This window comes from Indolivaga capnocytophagoides (genome assembly GCF_036511535.1).
GTDB lineage: Bacteria > Bacteroidota > Bacteroidia > Bacteroidales > Dysgonomonadaceae > Dysgonomonas_A > Dysgonomonas_A capnocytophagoides.
Window position 1 is genome coordinate 3,259,601 of sequence record NZ_AP028867.1, and the last position, 15,358, is coordinate 3,274,958.

Genomic DNA, 15,358 nt, shown 5'->3' on the forward strand with positions numbered 1-15,358 from the left:
CCAACATCAATATTTTACCAAATAACAAAAGTCTGAAAGACTTCTAATAAACAATTAAATATATGTTTAGATATATATATGTTGTAATTGCCATTCTGGCAGTTACCCTGCCTTCTTTTGCTCAAAAAAATGCAAAAACAAAAGTAGAGGGCATAGTCAGAACAACCGACGCATATCCGGCCGAATACATTTCCGTTTCTCTCAAAGGAACACCATATGGCTCTGTATCCGACAGCAAAGGATATTTCGAATTTGAAGCACCCGAAGGGGAATACACTATGCAGGTGTACTCTATATCGGCTCACAGAAAAGAATTTCCGGTAACAATCAAATCAGGATCAATTAATAGATTTGACGACCTGACTATTATCGAAAACAAAAATCAGCTAAACGAAGTAGTCGTTACAGGACAGTTTACTCCTCAATCCATTCAGAACTCGATATACAAGGTTAGGGTTATCTCTCAACAGCAAATACAGCAAAAAGCGGCAACCAGCCTGCAAAGCCTTTTAAATACAGAAATAGGCATCCGTCTATCAAATGATATGGCCTTGGGCGAAACCGATTTCGAGATAATGGGTATGAGTGGAAATAATGTAAAAGTACTGCTCGACGGTATTCCGATGATAGATCGTCTGGACAAAAAACAAAGTTTAAGCCAGATCGATATAAACACAATAGAGCGTATAGAAATTGTCGAAGGTCCGATGTCTGTTATCTACGGTAGTGATGCCCTTGCAGGTGTAATAAATGTTATTACCAAAGGAGGATCAGCAAAAGACGGAAAAAAACTTTCAGTAGGAGCCCGTATTCAGGAAGAAAGCATCGGCGACGAATACAATTTCTTCGATAAGAAAGGAATACATAACGAAGGAGTTAACGCAAGATATGCTTTTGATAACGGATTATTCGCCGCCGGAAGTTTTACCCGAAACCGATTCGGAGGATGGCAGGGAGACTCTACAGGACGAAAAAAACAATGGCAGCCTAAAGATCAATATCTGGCGGGAGGACAAATAGGAATGTCAAAATCGAACTACAACTTGTCATACAGGCTCGATTACCTGAATGAAAACCTACTTACCGAAGCCGACATCAACAAGGTAAATAATACCACCTCGGACAAAGAGTTCATTGTAAACCGTTATACTCACCAATTGCAAGGAAACTGGAAAGCAAGTAACAACTTAACGTTTTCTCTTGCCGGATCATATCAGGATTACAGCAGACGTACCCGTACTACAAACATAGACCTCAACACCGGAAAAAAGACACTATCGACCAATGCCGGAGAACAAGACAAAACCACTTTTGACGCTTGGTTCGGACGACTTATGGCAGTCTGGAAAGTAAGAAACGACCTGACTCTTCAACCGGGAGTCGAAATACAATCCGATAACGGAGAAGGAGACCGGATGAATGGAGCCCACACGATCACCAATACTGCAGTATTTTTATCAGCAGAATATTCTCCTCTGGAATGGTTGACTATACGTCCCGGAGCACGCTCGTCATTCAACTCTGTATACGATGCTCCTTGGGCTGTACCCGCCTTAAATGTAAAAGCTAAACTTAGCGGCGACCTCGATTTGCGGGCATCATACGCAAGAGGATTCAGAGCCCCTACCCTACAGGAATTATATTATTCATTCCACGACTCGAATCACAATATAGATGGAAACCCCGATCTGAAAGCCGAATACTCAAACAGCTATCAGGTATCGCTTACATGGCGTTCCATCCACAAAGAAGATATAAGGCTGACATCTCAGTTAACAGGATTCTTCAACGATTTCAGAGACCGTATTTCTTTGACTGAATCAAAAGAAAACTCCAGTTACAGCAAATATTACAATATAGACAAATACAGAACCCTAGGGCTGACTTTCGAAAACAACCTGTATTGGAAGTCCTTAAGAGCCTCTTTGAACATGTCTTTGGTTGGACGTTACAACAAATTGTACGAAGACCAAGCACTGAAAGACGAAGACATGTCAAAATTCAGATACTCACCCGAAGTAGCCGCCAATATCAGCTACGACTGGAGCAAAGTTGCCACATTCAGTGTATTCTACAAGTTCACAGGAAAACGTAAAGAATACATGTATGATTCGAATGACAAACTCGATTTATTGGGCAAAAGCAGTTTCAACTGGGCAGACTTTACGGTATCTCGCCCTATCTGCAAACTATTGACTGCGACAGCAGGAATCAAAAATATCTTCGACATCACTACAGTACGTGACAATACCACAGGCGGAGCTCACAGCGGTGGTACCGGTGTAAGCCAGATGGCATGCGGACGTTCGTATTTCGTAGGACTGTCATTTAATTTCGAACAATAAGAGTTACAGACCCTTCTGCTACTTTAGCAGATAAAACAAATCATCAAATTTCAACAATTATTTTTAAATAAAACAGAATGAAAAAGTTTTTCTATTTAAGCTTAGTTTTAGCAGGATTATTCGTAACGTCATGTAGCGACGATGATCCCCCTTTAGCAGACAATACAGTCAATTTTTCTGCAACCGAACTGGGAATTTCTGAAACAGAATCATCCAAATCTTTCACAATCAATATAGACAGAGCCGAAAGCTCAGATGTTACAGTTAATATTAGCGTTACTGCAGCAGGAGTAGTCTATGGCGACGATTTTACCACAACTCCCGCCACATCAGGCAACGCAATAAGTGCCACAATTAAAGCGGGCAGCACATCAGCAACTGTTGAAGTGAAAAAATTGGCAGAACTTCTCGAAGGTGACGAATCGATAACTTTCGATATCAGCTCAGCAACAGGAGGCTTGGTACTGGGAGATAAGAAATCATTGAAACTGACATTCGGAGCCATCGTATCTACAGGATCTACAATGACACTTCAAGGTGGAGAAGGCGGATCGGCAGCTGTAAACTCTGTATTTGTCGATTTCAGTGGAAATGAGCAAACTTCAATAGCCCGTAATATCTGGAGTCTCGGCTTCTACTGTGGAGATTCTTTTGGCGTAAAACTGAATAATACAACAGGAAGTTCTGCTAAAAAAGTAGATATTAAACTAACTGACGTTATATCAGCTGCCGACTCTACAGCTTATGACATATCTTTAGCATTCGCCAGAATCTCAGGAGCAAGCTTCGATTTGGTAGATGATGTTAAAGGAGATCTCACTAAAAACGTTATTAAAGAAAACGATGTATACCTAGTACGTCTAGGTGCAACAGCTGCAAACGAATCATCTTTGTATAAAGTAAAAGTTTCTAAAACAGAAAAAGGATACTCTTTACAATATGCCGCTAGTGGCAGTTCCACAGTAATTACGAAGGAAATAGAAAAGAATACTGATTACAACTTTATCCATTTTTCATTCGGAAGCAATGCTATAAATGAAGTAGAACCTCTTAAAGCAAAATGGGATATAAAATGGTCATATCAGACTTACACAACTGGGGCACAACCTTATAACTATTCAGACTTTGTTTCAATAAATTATCTATCAAATGTTACAGCAACGGAAGTCATGGGTGACGACAAGGTATACGCTGCATTCAGTAAAGATAATTTAGCTGATATAGAATTTGTATCAGAAGTAGATGCCATAGGAGGTAAATGGCGGGCAACAACAGGAGATTCAAAAGGAATTAAGGCAGACCGATTCTATCTTGTCAAAGATGCGGCCGGTAACATCTACAAACTACGCTTCCTAAAAATGGGAGTAAGCGATACTGGAACTCGAGGTTATCCTGAAATAGAATATGCTTTGGTTAAATAATATCCAAGATATGTCCGATTTGATAAAACCATTATCAAATCGGGCTTGCTAAACACAAAACAGCCAAACATTCAATAATAATTAACACAAAATTGTAAATATGAAAAGAGCATTCAAATTCGGATTATTATCATTATCGATTTTAGTATTATCATCCTGCGAAAATGAAACTTTAAATCAAGATTCTATCAACAATACCTCTCTTGAAGACAAAATTACATCCAGCAAGATGATATTGATCAAAAAACGAACAGCACCTTTCATCATTTCCTCTGGTATGGACTCTATCTATAGAGAAAATGATGCGGATATCAATAATATTTCAATTAGGACAAACAGTAACAGTTATAATCTAAAAAACTTAGGTTCTGGATTTAAACTTAATTATAGATTTCCTATTGAGGATCCGATAAACATTACATTTCCCGTTGTAGATCCATATAAAATATATAATGATGATGATAGCAATATAGTTCCTCTTGATTTATTAACGACAGATAATAAATTCTTCGCATTTGCAAAAGAAGATAATTACTATGCTAAATCTGAAATGTCAAAAACTGTAAAACATGGAACTTCCGCAGGGGTCAAAGATCTTATTAGCTTTGGAGTTAAGACAACATATAAAGAAGTTTTCAAAACAAGTTCTAGTGACGAGAACAAATCAGTATATGGAGAACTATCTATATATATAGATAGATATAAACTTGCTTTAAACCCAGGAAATATTTACGATTACAGCGAAAAATATGTAACTAATGGCTTCAGAAATACACTATACGAAAATTCAATTATTCGAACGCTGAGCATTTATGGAACACATGTTTTAGCTAATTATTCATTAGGAGGATCAGCAAATGCTCTATACATTGGATCATCAAAGACAACGACCAATACAGAGAGTAAAGAAAAAGATCTGGAGATAGCTCTACGAAATTCTTTTAAGTTATTTTCAAATAATATTTCTTTTAATCTATCTACTAAAGCAAAAGATTCTGTTACTACAAGATTTTCAAAAGTTGATATCTCTATAAAGACAATAGGAGGAGATACAGGTCTAGGTATTACGACCTACACATCCCCTGAAGATATATCTAAAGTTAATATTGATTTATCGTCTTGGGCAAAATCTGTAGACAACAATAATGCAATTATAAATCATATTAATGAAGAAGGGTTAATTCCTCTTTATGACTTTGTTTTAGAAGATAATTTTAAAAAATTAATAAAACAGAATTTATCTGATTATCGATTATCTAGTAATCTTGCTAATAATTCAAATTTCTCTTTAATAGAACCTCGCATTGGATATATGCTGATTTACATAGGAGCAAATAGATATTTAGCAACATTCTTAAGTACCCGCCATTATACTAGTATACTTTTAGGTTTAAAAGAAATCCCGAAAAGTGTTACAAATGAAATTGGTTATATATATAGTCTGGCTACAGGCAATGAATTATCTGATGGAACAACCCCAGCTGCAACATATGGAGAAACTATATTTGAAGGTCTATCTGCTTATATAAACGAAGAACCCTGGATGTCCACCTCCGACATAAACTCTTTATATTCTGATTTTTACGATTTTACAAATATAAATAAAAGCAGCATAAAACTATGCCAAATAGAAGGGCAAACTATTAAATACATCCTCTTTAATAGCAATGGAAAAAAATATGCTTTAGGAATTCATGCTGATTATATTCTGGATACTTATGGTTTAAAACAAATAAAAAATATGAATGTCGAAAAGATAAGCACCTTAAAAGGTTATACCGTCATTGGTCTTTAACAATAAAAAATATCTAACAGAGATTGACAGGCCGATTTTTTCGGCTTGTCAATCTGCATTTTTTCACTTTATGTCAAAAAACAAGATAATCATCGCAATAGCGGCTGTCATTCTCATCGTTGGAGGATGGATAGCATGGTCTAAGCTGGCGTCAACTACAAAAATTGCATTGGTCAATTTCCAGCAATTTCAGGCGACAAGCTTTATCAAGTCGAATAACGATAACTTTATCGAATACGAGAATGTTCCGTTAGAAGAACTTGACAAACTGAAAAATTACGATTTCGTACTCGGATTCGGAATGGGAATGAAAGTTTCTGCCGAACAACGGGCACAGATACAGGAAGCTGCGGACAAAGGAGTTCCTATTTATATCTATGCAGCAACTAATCCTGAAAATGCGATTTGTAATCTCGACAGTATCCAGAAAGAAGATATATCAAACTATCTTAAAAACGGTAACAAAAAAAATTATCAGAGTATGGCGAGATATATCCGTCAGTACATCGATAAGAAAACACTATTTGTTACCCCGGCCGATTCGGTCTCGGAAACAGCCGATGATGTACTTTTCCATCTGGATGAGAACCTGTCATTCTCGACTGTCGCACAATATGAAGCCTATCTCAAAAAGATTAATGTATACAAAGAAGGAGCTCCCCGTATAGCTATGGTCGGAGGATTTAACGATCCTTTCAGCGGCAACAGGGATAACATCGACAGCATAATTGTTTCGATGCAGAATGCAGGAATGAATGTTTATCCGGTTGCATCTGCTATGAAACGTATGGAGTTTCTGAAAGAAATTAATCCTGATGCTGTACTTTACTTTGCTCACGGACGATTGGCAATGGGACAAGCCGATGCAGCTGTCGATTGGCTCAAAGAACGGAATATTCCGATATTTACACCTCTTACCATCCTCCAGACAACTGACGAATGGATGAAAGACCCTATGGGAATGTACGGAGGCTTTATGTCACAAAGCATCGTTATGCCCGAACTCGACGGAGGCATCTATCCATATGTGATAACTGCTCAGGAAATAGACAATGATGGGAATTACCTGTTCAAAACAATTCCCGACAGATTGAGGAACTTCACTCAGATAGTGAAAAACTTTACAGAACTGAAACGGAAGAGCAATGCCGAAAAGAAAGTTTCGATTTACTTCTTCAAAGGAGCAGGACAATCAACCCTGACTGCTCAGGGTCTCGAAACCGTACCTTCGCTTTACAATCTGCTGAAACGTCTAAAATCCGAAGGATACAAGGTAGACAACCTGCCTGCTACAGAACAGGATTTCGAAAAGCTATTGATGGTTCAGGGCTCGGTATTAAGCACATATGCCGAAGGAGCTTTTGATAACTTCTTAAAGAACGGACATCCCGCACTTGTTGAAAAATCTGAGTACGAGTCATGGATACACCAATCACTGTCTCCCGAGTTATATAAAGATGTGGTAAATACCTACGGCGAAGCACCCGGAGCATACATGTCGGTCAATAAAGACGGCAAATCGTATCTGGCTGTAGCCCGTATACAATTCGGAAATATCGCTCTGCTTCCTCAGCCGATGGCTGCGCTGGGAGGAGACTCTTTCGCTATTGTACACGGTGCAAAATCTGCTCCTCCTCATACATACATCGGAGCATATCTGTGGTCGCAGTACGCATTCAAAGCAGATGCAATGATACACTTCGGCACACACGGCAGTTTGGAGTTTACCCCTCAGAAACAAGTTGCTCTTGGCAGCAACGACTGGCCTGATCGTCTGGTCGGAACTATCCCCCACTTCTATTACTATACAATCGGTAATATCGGAGAAAGTATGATAGCCAAACGCCGTTCGTATGCAACGACCGTATCGTACCTTACTCCGGCATTTATGGAAAGCAATACCCGTTCGCAGTTCCGTACATTACAGGAAAAAATCAGGGATTATTACAAAACCGATGAAGTGAGACAACCTCAGGCATCATTGGCTGTAAAGAAAATAGCTGTAGCAATGGGTCTTCACCGCGATCTGCGTCTCGACAGCATAATGACTAATCCTTACAAGGCAGAAGATATAGAACGTATCGAAAACTTTGCGGAGGAAATTGCCAACGAAAAAATGAACGGACAACTTTATACAACGGGAGTACCTTATACACCCGAAAAAATACGTTCATCGGTGATGGCTATGAGTGCCGATCCTATCGCCTATAGTCTTGCGGCATTGGATAGACAAAGCGGAAAAGTATCCGAAACCCAGTTGAAAAATAAAGCATTCTTTACTCAACGGTATTTAGATCCTGCAAAAACGCTGGTAAATCAGATTCTGGGAGGAAAGGCTGTAACCGATGCTCTGATTTGTCAAATTGCAGGTATTACAGAAAAAGACCTGAGCGAATCGAAGACTATCCTGACTCCGCCTAAAAGAGGAATGGCGGCAATGATGGCAGCTTCTGGCGATTCTAAAAACGGTAAAGCCGAAAAGGGAAAACCTTCGGGAGGACATCCTTCATGGATACCGAAAACAGGTAAAAAACCGGATCATGCTCAAGCTGCCGACACTCAGAAACAGGCAAAACCTCAGCATCCGCAAGGAGCAGGTTCTCCTATGGGTCAAGGCAAACCTAAAGCTCCGGAATATACCAAAGAGCAAAAAGACAAAGCAAGAGCCATTGCTGAAATAGAACGCACCATCAACAACATTACGGCATATAAAACAGCATTGGAACAAAGCCCCGAAGCTGAATTAAAGTCTATCATAAATGCCCTTTCGGGAGGATATATAGCACCGTCTTCGGGTGGAGATGCAGTAGCCAACCCCAATGCAGTACCTACCGGACGTAACCTTTACGCTGTAAATGCCGAAGCAACACCTTCGGAAGTAGCATGGGACAAAGGAGTTGCTCTTGTAAATGCAACATTAGACCAATACAAAAAACAACATAAGGGAGAATATCCCCGTAAGGTCAGCTATACTTTCTGGAGCAGTGAGTTTATCGAAACAGAAGGAGCGACCATCGCTCAGGCTTTATATATGCTGGGCGTAGAGCCGGTTCGTGACGCTTTCGGGCGTGTATCGGATCTTCGGTTAATTCCGACAGCTGTATTAGGTCGTCCCCGTATTGATGTGGTTGTACAAACTTCGGGACAATTCCGTGATCTTGCCGCATCTCGCCTGTCGCTTATCAGCAAAGCGGTTGAAATGGCAGCATCTGCCAAAGACGATAAGTTCGACAATATGGTATCGAAAAGTACCGTTGAAATAGAAAAACAACTGGTAGAACAAGGTGTATCACCCAAAGATGCCCGTGCCATGTCTACTCAACGTGTATTCGGCGGTATCAACGGAATGTACGGAACAGGTATTCAGGGTATGGTGACAAGCGGAGATAAATGGGAAAGCGAAAAAGAAATTGCCGACACATATATCAACAATATGGGTGCCGTATACGGCAGCGAAAAAGAATGGGGAGAATTCAAAGCCGGACTTCTACGTGCTGTTCTCCACAATACGGATGTAGTGGTGCAACCACGACAAAGTAATACATGGGGAGCCTTGAGCCTCGACCACGTATACGAGTTTATGGGAGGTATGAATCTTGCCGTACGTGAAGTTACAGGTAAAGATCCTGATGCTTATTTTGCCGACTATCGCAACCGCAATAATGTCCGCATGCAGGAACTGAAAGAAGCTATCGGTGTAGAATCACGCTCAACGATCTTCAATCCGGCATACATCAAAGAAGTAATGAAAGGCGGAGCATCAAGCGCAGCACAAATCACCGAAGTGGTAACCAATACTTACGGATGGAATGTGATGAAACCCGATGTAGTGGATAATGAAATGTGGAATGAGATTTATGACGTTTATGTAAAAGACAAACTGAATCTGGGAACACAGGAATTTTTCCGCCGGCAAAATCCGGCCGCATTGCAGGAAATCACCGCTGTGATGATGGAAACCGCCCGCAAAGGAATGTGGAAAGCAAGTGAACAACAGCTTGCTGATATCGCACAACTACATGCCAATCTGGTTAAAGAGTTCGGATCTACGGGATCGGGATTCTCGGGAGAGAATGCCAAATTGCAAGATTTCATCTCGAAAAAAGTATCTGCGGAAGATGCCAAAGCATACAACCAGCAAATACAGCAGATGAAAACCTCCGGAACATCATCCGATGCCTCCAAGAATGGCATGGTTCTGAAAAAAGATCAGGTCGGAGGAACCGATGACGGAGAAAAAACATCTCTGAACGGATTTATCATAGGGGCTGTGGTCGTAATCGCATTCTTCATTCTCTTGTTTATACTGAAAAAGAAAAGAAAGAAAGATTAATCACTTGTAACTGGTTAATGTGCCAATAACTATCTTATTGGCACATTATATCATTCCCTAAATAAAAAAATATGGAACTTATCATTCAGATATTGATGCTCTTTATTGTAGTCAACTGCATCCTGAAACTGAGTTTCTGGAAATGGTGGCAATCGGCTCTGTTTGGGCTTGTCTGTGCCGTTTTTATTGTATGGATGAACAAATATGCAATCATGCAGTCAAAAACTCAGCTAAACGATTACCTGATGAATAGAGATGCCTTGCAGGATGCTGCCGTATTGGTTACTGTAGAATCGGCTATTTGCTTTGCCTTTTGCTTTGCCGCTTTAAGGAGCTTATTCGGGAAGAAAATAAAGAAGTGGATGCTGCCTTTATATTGGTATCCGAGCTTACTGCTGTTTCCTGTCCTGTTTTATATTCTCACTCAAACCATATTCAGCATGTCGGGTACAGATTTCGATACACTGGCATATACAATAGCTGCAATTACACTGGGTTTATTGCCGGCAGCAGCTTATGGAGTGAAGTATATGTTTCCCGAAAAAGAACTACGGTTAGAGGTACACTTCCTTGTCAGTCTTTTTGTTGCCATACTCGGGCTACTAACCACCGTCAATGGAAATGTGACTTATGCTGCCGCCGAAGAACCAATCAATTTTAAGGCTTTGGCTCTCTCACTCGGATTATTCATCATGATGTTTCTTATCGGATACGGATGGAACAAAGTCCGCTGGGTAATTATACAACGAAAACAAACAAAAAATCATTTATAAATAGGTCTGGAACCTTAAAAAACTCAACGAATGGAAATTATTTCTAAAGTACTCTTCTGGGTAGCTAACAGCTTATTGATTCCCGATATCATTATTTTACTTTGTCTTTTTGTCAGAGGATTATTACTTATCGGCGGTTTTTACAACCAATACATGACCAAACGGAAAAACGATAAAATACTTAATGATAAGATTAAGGGATTGACGTCCTCTTCAATTGATGAATTGAAAGGGTTATTACCTCAGAACGATAATTCTCTTTTCATAAAATACATGAGAGATTTACTGACAACCACTCCAAGTGAAGCTTACTCTGATTTTCTTCTGTCTAATTTCGAAAACGAAGCTGAAAAAGACACTTCATTGTCGAAAATGTTGGCTAAAATGGGTCCTGTATTAGGTCTTATCGGTACACTGATAGCTATGAGTCCTGCATTGGTCGGACTATCGACTGGTGATATTGCAGGTATGGCCTACAATATGCAGGTTGTATTTGCGACTACGGTAGTAGGTCTTGTCGTTTCCGCCATTGGGTTGGTAACCTTACAGTTTAAACAACGATGGTATGCCAAAGATGTAAATAATCTCGATTATGTATCTCGCATATTAACTCAAAAAGAAGACTGATATGAGAAGACAACGCCGAATCAGCAAATTTGCAAGAGAAGAAGATACCGATCCGCTAAGCGTGATCGTTAATCTTTTTGATGTGGCAATGGTATTTGCCGTTGCTCTGATGGTAGCAATGGTCATGCACATGAATATGACCGAAGTATTTACACAGGAAGATTATACGATTGTAAAAAATCCCGGAAAAGACAATATGGAGATCATCACCAAGGAAGGTAATAAAATCAATAAATATACACCTTCGAACGAACAATCTTCAGGATCAAAAGGCAAGAAAGTAGGTATTGCCTATGAACTTGAAAACGGAGAAATTATTTATGTCCCGGAATAATCTAATTCAGCTATAAAAAACAAGGAGGATGATGCAGATCTGCATCATCCTCCTTGTTTTTTATCTATACAGAAAAGGGTCGTAGACCCTCTTTATAAAAAGATCTTTAAATGACTGAAAAAATTTGAGAAAAGAAAAAAAGTAACATCCGAAAAAGTACATTTATGATGTTACCTTTGTTTCCTTTTTAGGATTCTGTACATTTTATGTGGTTAATAGCTCGTTTTAATCGAACTTATCAATTCATTCCACTTGTCATCATTCATCTTAGGTCCCATCACCTGAATAACGTTCCCTGCAAGCAAAGTACCTATCTCTCCGGACTCTTTCAGCGACTTGCTGTTTATAAGTCCATACAGGAAGCCTGAAGCATATAAATCACCGGCTCCGGTGGTATCCATACAATCAACTTTAAGTGCGGGAACAAATACTTTTTCTTCACCTCTTTTTATCCATGAGCCTTTTTCTCCAATCTTAACAATGGCTATTTCGACCATATCTGCTATGATATCCAAAGCTTTTTCGGGTTCTGTGTTACATAGAGCTTTCGCCTCTTCTTCATTAGCAAAAAGTATATCAACGTATTGAGGTATAATTTCCAATAAGAAATCTTTACTCGCTTCCACAACATTGTAACTAGCCATATCAAGAACAACCTTCGCTCCGTTTTCGTGTGCCAGAGCTACTGCCTTGCGGATCAAATCGAGATTTTGCACTAAATACCCTTCAATATAGAAATAATTGTACCCTACGAAGTCTTCGGTTTTTAAGTCCTCAGCTGTTAATCCGGCTGCGGCACCCAGATAAGTACCAAAGGTTCGTTGTCCGTCTTTCGAAACAAAAGTTGTAGCAACTCCTGAATCTTCATTACAAATACGAAGCAACGATTTTACATTGTATTTTTCTAGATCTTCTTTATAATAATTGCCAAAGAAATCCTTACCGACGCGCCCGATAAAACCGGTATTCACACCTAATTTTGCAATTCCGGTGATGGTATTTGATGCGGAACCTCCCGATGCCAGGAATTTTTCTTTGTCTTCCATTGCTTTATGGAGAGCCTCTTTTTTAGCGGCATCTATCAATTGCATACTACCTTTAGGCAGCTCTAACTGAGTGAGTAACGAGTCGTTTTCGATCAATGCCAAGACATCGACCAAGGCATTTCCCATTCCTAATACTTTCATTTATTTTAAAATTTTAGTGCAAAGATATTGTATATTTCGGAAATAAGACCTACTTTTGCCATGCTTTTCAAATAAAGCATTTATCACTCTTCAGTAGCTCAGTTGGTTAGAGCATCTGACTGTTAATCAGAGGGTCGCTGGTTCGAGCCCAGCCTGAAGAGCTTACAATACAGGATTGCTTTCTTAGCTCAGCTGGTTAGAGCATCTGACTGTTAATCAGAGGGTCCTTGGTTCGAGCCCAAGAGAAAGCGCAAAAGGAGTCAAAATTTTGACTCCTTTTCTTATTAAAGAATTCCACTATTGGCTCATCATCCTACAATAAGGTAACGATAAAGATATCCACGATTAGAAATAAATGTATGGGCAGACAAATACCTGACTATCCCTGATGAGCAAAGAGAAATATTAAAGGAGATACAAAAGGGAATAACATAATTATTCCCTTTTGTATTCTATATTTAAAATATATTATAAGAAAACCCAAGATTAAAGAAAGGTGTAACAGGTTCGGTGTATTTAATATACGGATCTCCATCAATCCCTTTTCTGTTCGTATTATAAAGTCCGCCTTTTATTAGTTTTGAAACACCTCCCCGTGCACTTAAATAAAAATGATTATTTATGATATATTCATAAACAATTTCCGGCCTTATTGATGTTTTCCTAAAATAAGAGGTTTGTGGGAGACCATCTACATCTGTAGCCATATAGAATTGTTCGCTATACATGGATGTGCCAATAGAGAGGCGATGGCTGTTCTGGAATTGATAGCGTAAATAAGTTCGGCTGGGTAAAGTTATATCAATACTTAAATTAGGAGTAAACTGATGCGTATAGGCTATGACAGGCATTACAGGAATTTTGTCATAGAGAGTCATACCATATAAGCCTACACTTAAATTACAGGTATTGGATTGTTTTAAAATTAAAATTGCCGAAAAGACACCCGAAACTTTCTCAAATTTTTTATCCCAACCATCACCTAAAAGGGACGCCATCAGCATAACGGGTTTATTGCCTATTCTAAAACGGTAATTTCCGGATATTGAACCTTCATAAAAGCTATACCCTCCCTCATTTTTTGTGAACAAAGCGGATACTCCTTTATCTGTATTATTAAAAGAATCAAACTGATACGAATTGTATTGACCATTAGCATATATGGAAGCATTCTTGAGAAGTAGGATCGGAACCGTAGCCGAAAAATTTATAGTGTGTATATCTTTACTTTCTCCCTGTTCTATCTTTTGTCCGTTGTGCTTTAATGTATAGTCATGGCTCAGGCTTGTGTTCCAGTATAAATTGATAGTCCTTGCTTCGGAAAAATTGCGGGCAACATATTTACGTACACCATTAGTCAGAGAATCCGAAGACTGTGAAGTCTGAGCAAAAATATTAACAAAGAGAGAGGACGCATAAATATACAATATCAGACAGAATATATATTTTTTCATTAATTCTTATTTTTTATTTGAAGATGAAATCTAATATTTAAGACAAAGGTCTTGCTTTTCGGAATCTGAATCTGTCATATAGGATTGATATTGTATCCAAAAGGTCGAAAATATAGAAGAAGAAAGAATAATTAGGTATATTTGATATACAAAATATCGATTCAAATGAATACTATTGAAAATATAAAGGCTCAGACTATCCGAAACTATTTTTCCGCAGAAGCATTAGAGGATAGCTTTTTTATATTGGAAAATAAAGCAAGAGATCCTGATAATGTTTCTAAATACATAGTTTCAACAGATTTTCCGATTAAACTTGATATTGGTATTGCCATCGTTTGTGAAGCTGGCAGCTTAAGTATCAATATTGGATATAGCAATTATAAAGTAGGTAAAAATGATTTTATAAATATACTGGCCGACAGAGTTTTTCAGGTTATAGAGGTCAGTGAAGACTTCGAAGCGAAAATACTTTGCTTAAAACCGAGTTATCTGGAGATTGACAATACTCTTCACAGTTTTAATATTCGGAATATTCTATATGAGTTTCCCCATCATACATTGACAGATTCTAAAATGAAGTTGTTTTATTCTTTATTTGATTATTGTCAGGATATAATACGGGATACTGAAAACATATTTCGTAAACAATTAATAAGAAGTGTTCTAAACACCATGTTTCTGGAAGTCTGTAATATGCTGATGCAGAAAAGCCACACTGAAGATAAAACAGATGATATCCGAAACGAAATGTTTACTAAGTTTATGAAACATGTCGAACTGAACTTTAAAAAAGATAGGAGTATTCGGTTCTATGCAGAAAAGGCTCATTTGACTCCGAAATATTTTTCATCAATAATATTCCGTTTGACCGGTAAACATGCAAAAGTATGGATAGATGAATATGTGATACTGGAAATAAAAGCTTTGTTAAAATCAACGAATCTCACAATTCAGCAGATAAGCTATGACCTGAACTTCGCGACACCATCTCACTTTAGTCGTTATTTTAAACATCACACGGGGATTTCACCCAATGAATATCGAAATGGTTAACTCAAAAATGTCTACGAACATTTGAAAGACCTT

Annotated in this window: 10 protein-coding genes and 2 tRNA genes; 10 read left to right on the forward strand and 2 right to left on the reverse strand. The window is 38.6% G+C overall.

The features are described from left to right. Nucleotides 1-62 precede the first annotated feature (62 nt). The 7 genes from AABJ51_RS13090 (at nt 63) to AABJ51_RS13120 (ending at nt 11,628) form a co-directional block, all read left to right on the forward strand. Nucleotides 63-2,345, forward strand: a complete 2,283-nt coding sequence (locus tag AABJ51_RS13090) for a TonB-dependent receptor (RefSeq protein ID WP_338372867.1) — start codon at nt 63-65, stop codon at nt 2,343-2,345. A 77-nt stretch (nt 2,346-2,422) separates the two neighbouring features. Next, entirely contained in the window at nt 2,423-3,766 is a 1,344-nt protein-coding gene (locus AABJ51_RS13095; RefSeq protein WP_338372868.1) for an HmuY family protein, read from the forward strand. 100 nt (nt 3,767-3,866) lie between these two features. Next, a complete protein-coding gene (locus AABJ51_RS13100; RefSeq protein ID WP_338372869.1) occupies nt 3,867-5,561 on the forward strand; it encodes an MAC/perforin domain-containing protein in 1,695 nt (564 codons plus the stop codon). A gap of 70 nt (nt 5,562-5,631) precedes the next feature. Beyond that, entirely contained in the window at nt 5,632-9,894 is a 4,263-nt protein-coding gene (locus AABJ51_RS13105) for a cobaltochelatase subunit CobN (protein WP_338372870.1), read from the forward strand. Between the two features lie 71 nt (nt 9,895-9,965). Further along, nucleotides 9,966-10,667, forward strand: a complete 702-nt coding sequence (locus AABJ51_RS13110; RefSeq protein ID WP_338372871.1) for an HmuT family protein — start codon at nt 9,966-9,968, stop codon at nt 10,665-10,667. A gap of 30 nt (nt 10,668-10,697) precedes the next feature. Next, nucleotides 10,698-11,294 carry a MotA/TolQ/ExbB proton channel family protein gene (locus tag AABJ51_RS13115; RefSeq protein ID WP_338372872.1) on the forward strand — a complete coding sequence of 199 codons (597 nt, stop codon included), beginning with the start codon at nt 10,698-10,700 and terminating at the stop codon, nt 11,292-11,294. A gap of 1 nt (nt 11,295) precedes the next feature. Continuing rightward, nucleotides 11,296-11,628: a DUF2149 domain-containing protein gene (locus AABJ51_RS13120; RefSeq protein ID WP_338372873.1), complete on the forward strand. Its 333-nt coding sequence runs from the start codon at nt 11,296-11,298 to the stop codon at nt 11,626-11,628. A gap of 212 nt (nt 11,629-11,840) precedes the next feature. Here AABJ51_RS13120 and AABJ51_RS13125 read toward each other — a convergent pair whose 3' ends face one another. Beyond that, on the reverse strand, nt 11,841-12,815 hold the full coding sequence (locus AABJ51_RS13125) for an adenosine kinase (RefSeq protein WP_338372874.1): 975 nt from the start codon (nt 12,813-12,815) through the stop codon (nt 11,841-11,843). 87 nt (nt 12,816-12,902) lie between these two features. Here AABJ51_RS13125 and AABJ51_RS13130 point away from each other — a divergent pair. Further along, nucleotides 12,903-12,976, forward strand: a tRNA-Asn gene (locus AABJ51_RS13130). A 16-nt stretch (nt 12,977-12,992) separates the two neighbouring features. Continuing rightward, nucleotides 12,993-13,066 (forward strand) — tRNA-Asn (locus AABJ51_RS13135). A gap of 207 nt (nt 13,067-13,273) precedes the next feature. On the opposite strand, the gene AABJ51_RS13140 is transcribed toward AABJ51_RS13135, so the two are convergent. Further along, on the reverse strand, nt 13,274-14,269 hold the full coding sequence (locus AABJ51_RS13140) for a DUF6268 family outer membrane beta-barrel protein (RefSeq protein ID WP_338372875.1): 996 nt from the start codon (nt 14,267-14,269) through the stop codon (nt 13,274-13,276). Between the two features lie 165 nt (nt 14,270-14,434). On the opposite strand from AABJ51_RS13140, the gene AABJ51_RS13145 reads away from it, so the two are divergent. Next, nucleotides 14,435-15,325 (forward strand): helix-turn-helix domain-containing protein, encoded by an 891-nt coding sequence (locus AABJ51_RS13145; RefSeq protein WP_338372876.1) that lies wholly within the window; start codon nt 14,435-14,437, stop codon nt 15,323-15,325. The last annotated feature ends 33 nt before the right edge of the window (nt 15,326-15,358 follow it).

Excerpts from the sequence above, each read along its gene's own strand:
- AABJ51_RS13115 (WP_338372872.1), top strand. The coding sequence starts at position 10,698 with ATGGAAATTATTTCTAAAGTACTCTTCTGGGTAGCTAACAGCTTATTG.
- AABJ51_RS13125 (WP_338372874.1), bottom strand. The coding sequence starts at position 12,815 with ATGAAAGTATTAGGAATGGGAAATGCCTTGGTCGATGTCTTGGCATTG.
- AABJ51_RS13095 (WP_338372868.1), top strand. The coding sequence starts at position 2,423 with ATGAAAAAGTTTTTCTATTTAAGCTTAGTTTTAGCAGGATTATTCGTA.
- AABJ51_RS13090 (WP_338372867.1), top strand. The coding sequence starts at position 63 with ATGTTTAGATATATATATGTTGTAATTGCCATTCTGGCAGTTACCCTG.
- AABJ51_RS13105 (WP_338372870.1), top strand. The coding sequence starts at position 5,632 with ATGTCAAAAAACAAGATAATCATCGCAATAGCGGCTGTCATTCTCATC.
- AABJ51_RS13140 (WP_338372875.1), bottom strand. The coding sequence starts at position 14,269 with ATGAAAAAATATATATTCTGTCTGATATTGTATATTTATGCGTCCTCT.
- AABJ51_RS13120 (WP_338372873.1), top strand. The coding sequence starts at position 11,296 with ATGAGAAGACAACGCCGAATCAGCAAATTTGCAAGAGAAGAAGATACC.
- AABJ51_RS13110 (WP_338372871.1), top strand. The coding sequence starts at position 9,966 with ATGGAACTTATCATTCAGATATTGATGCTCTTTATTGTAGTCAACTGC.
- AABJ51_RS13145 (WP_338372876.1), top strand. The coding sequence starts at position 14,435 with ATGAATACTATTGAAAATATAAAGGCTCAGACTATCCGAAACTATTTT.
- AABJ51_RS13100 (WP_338372869.1), top strand. The coding sequence starts at position 3,867 with ATGAAAAGAGCATTCAAATTCGGATTATTATCATTATCGATTTTAGTA.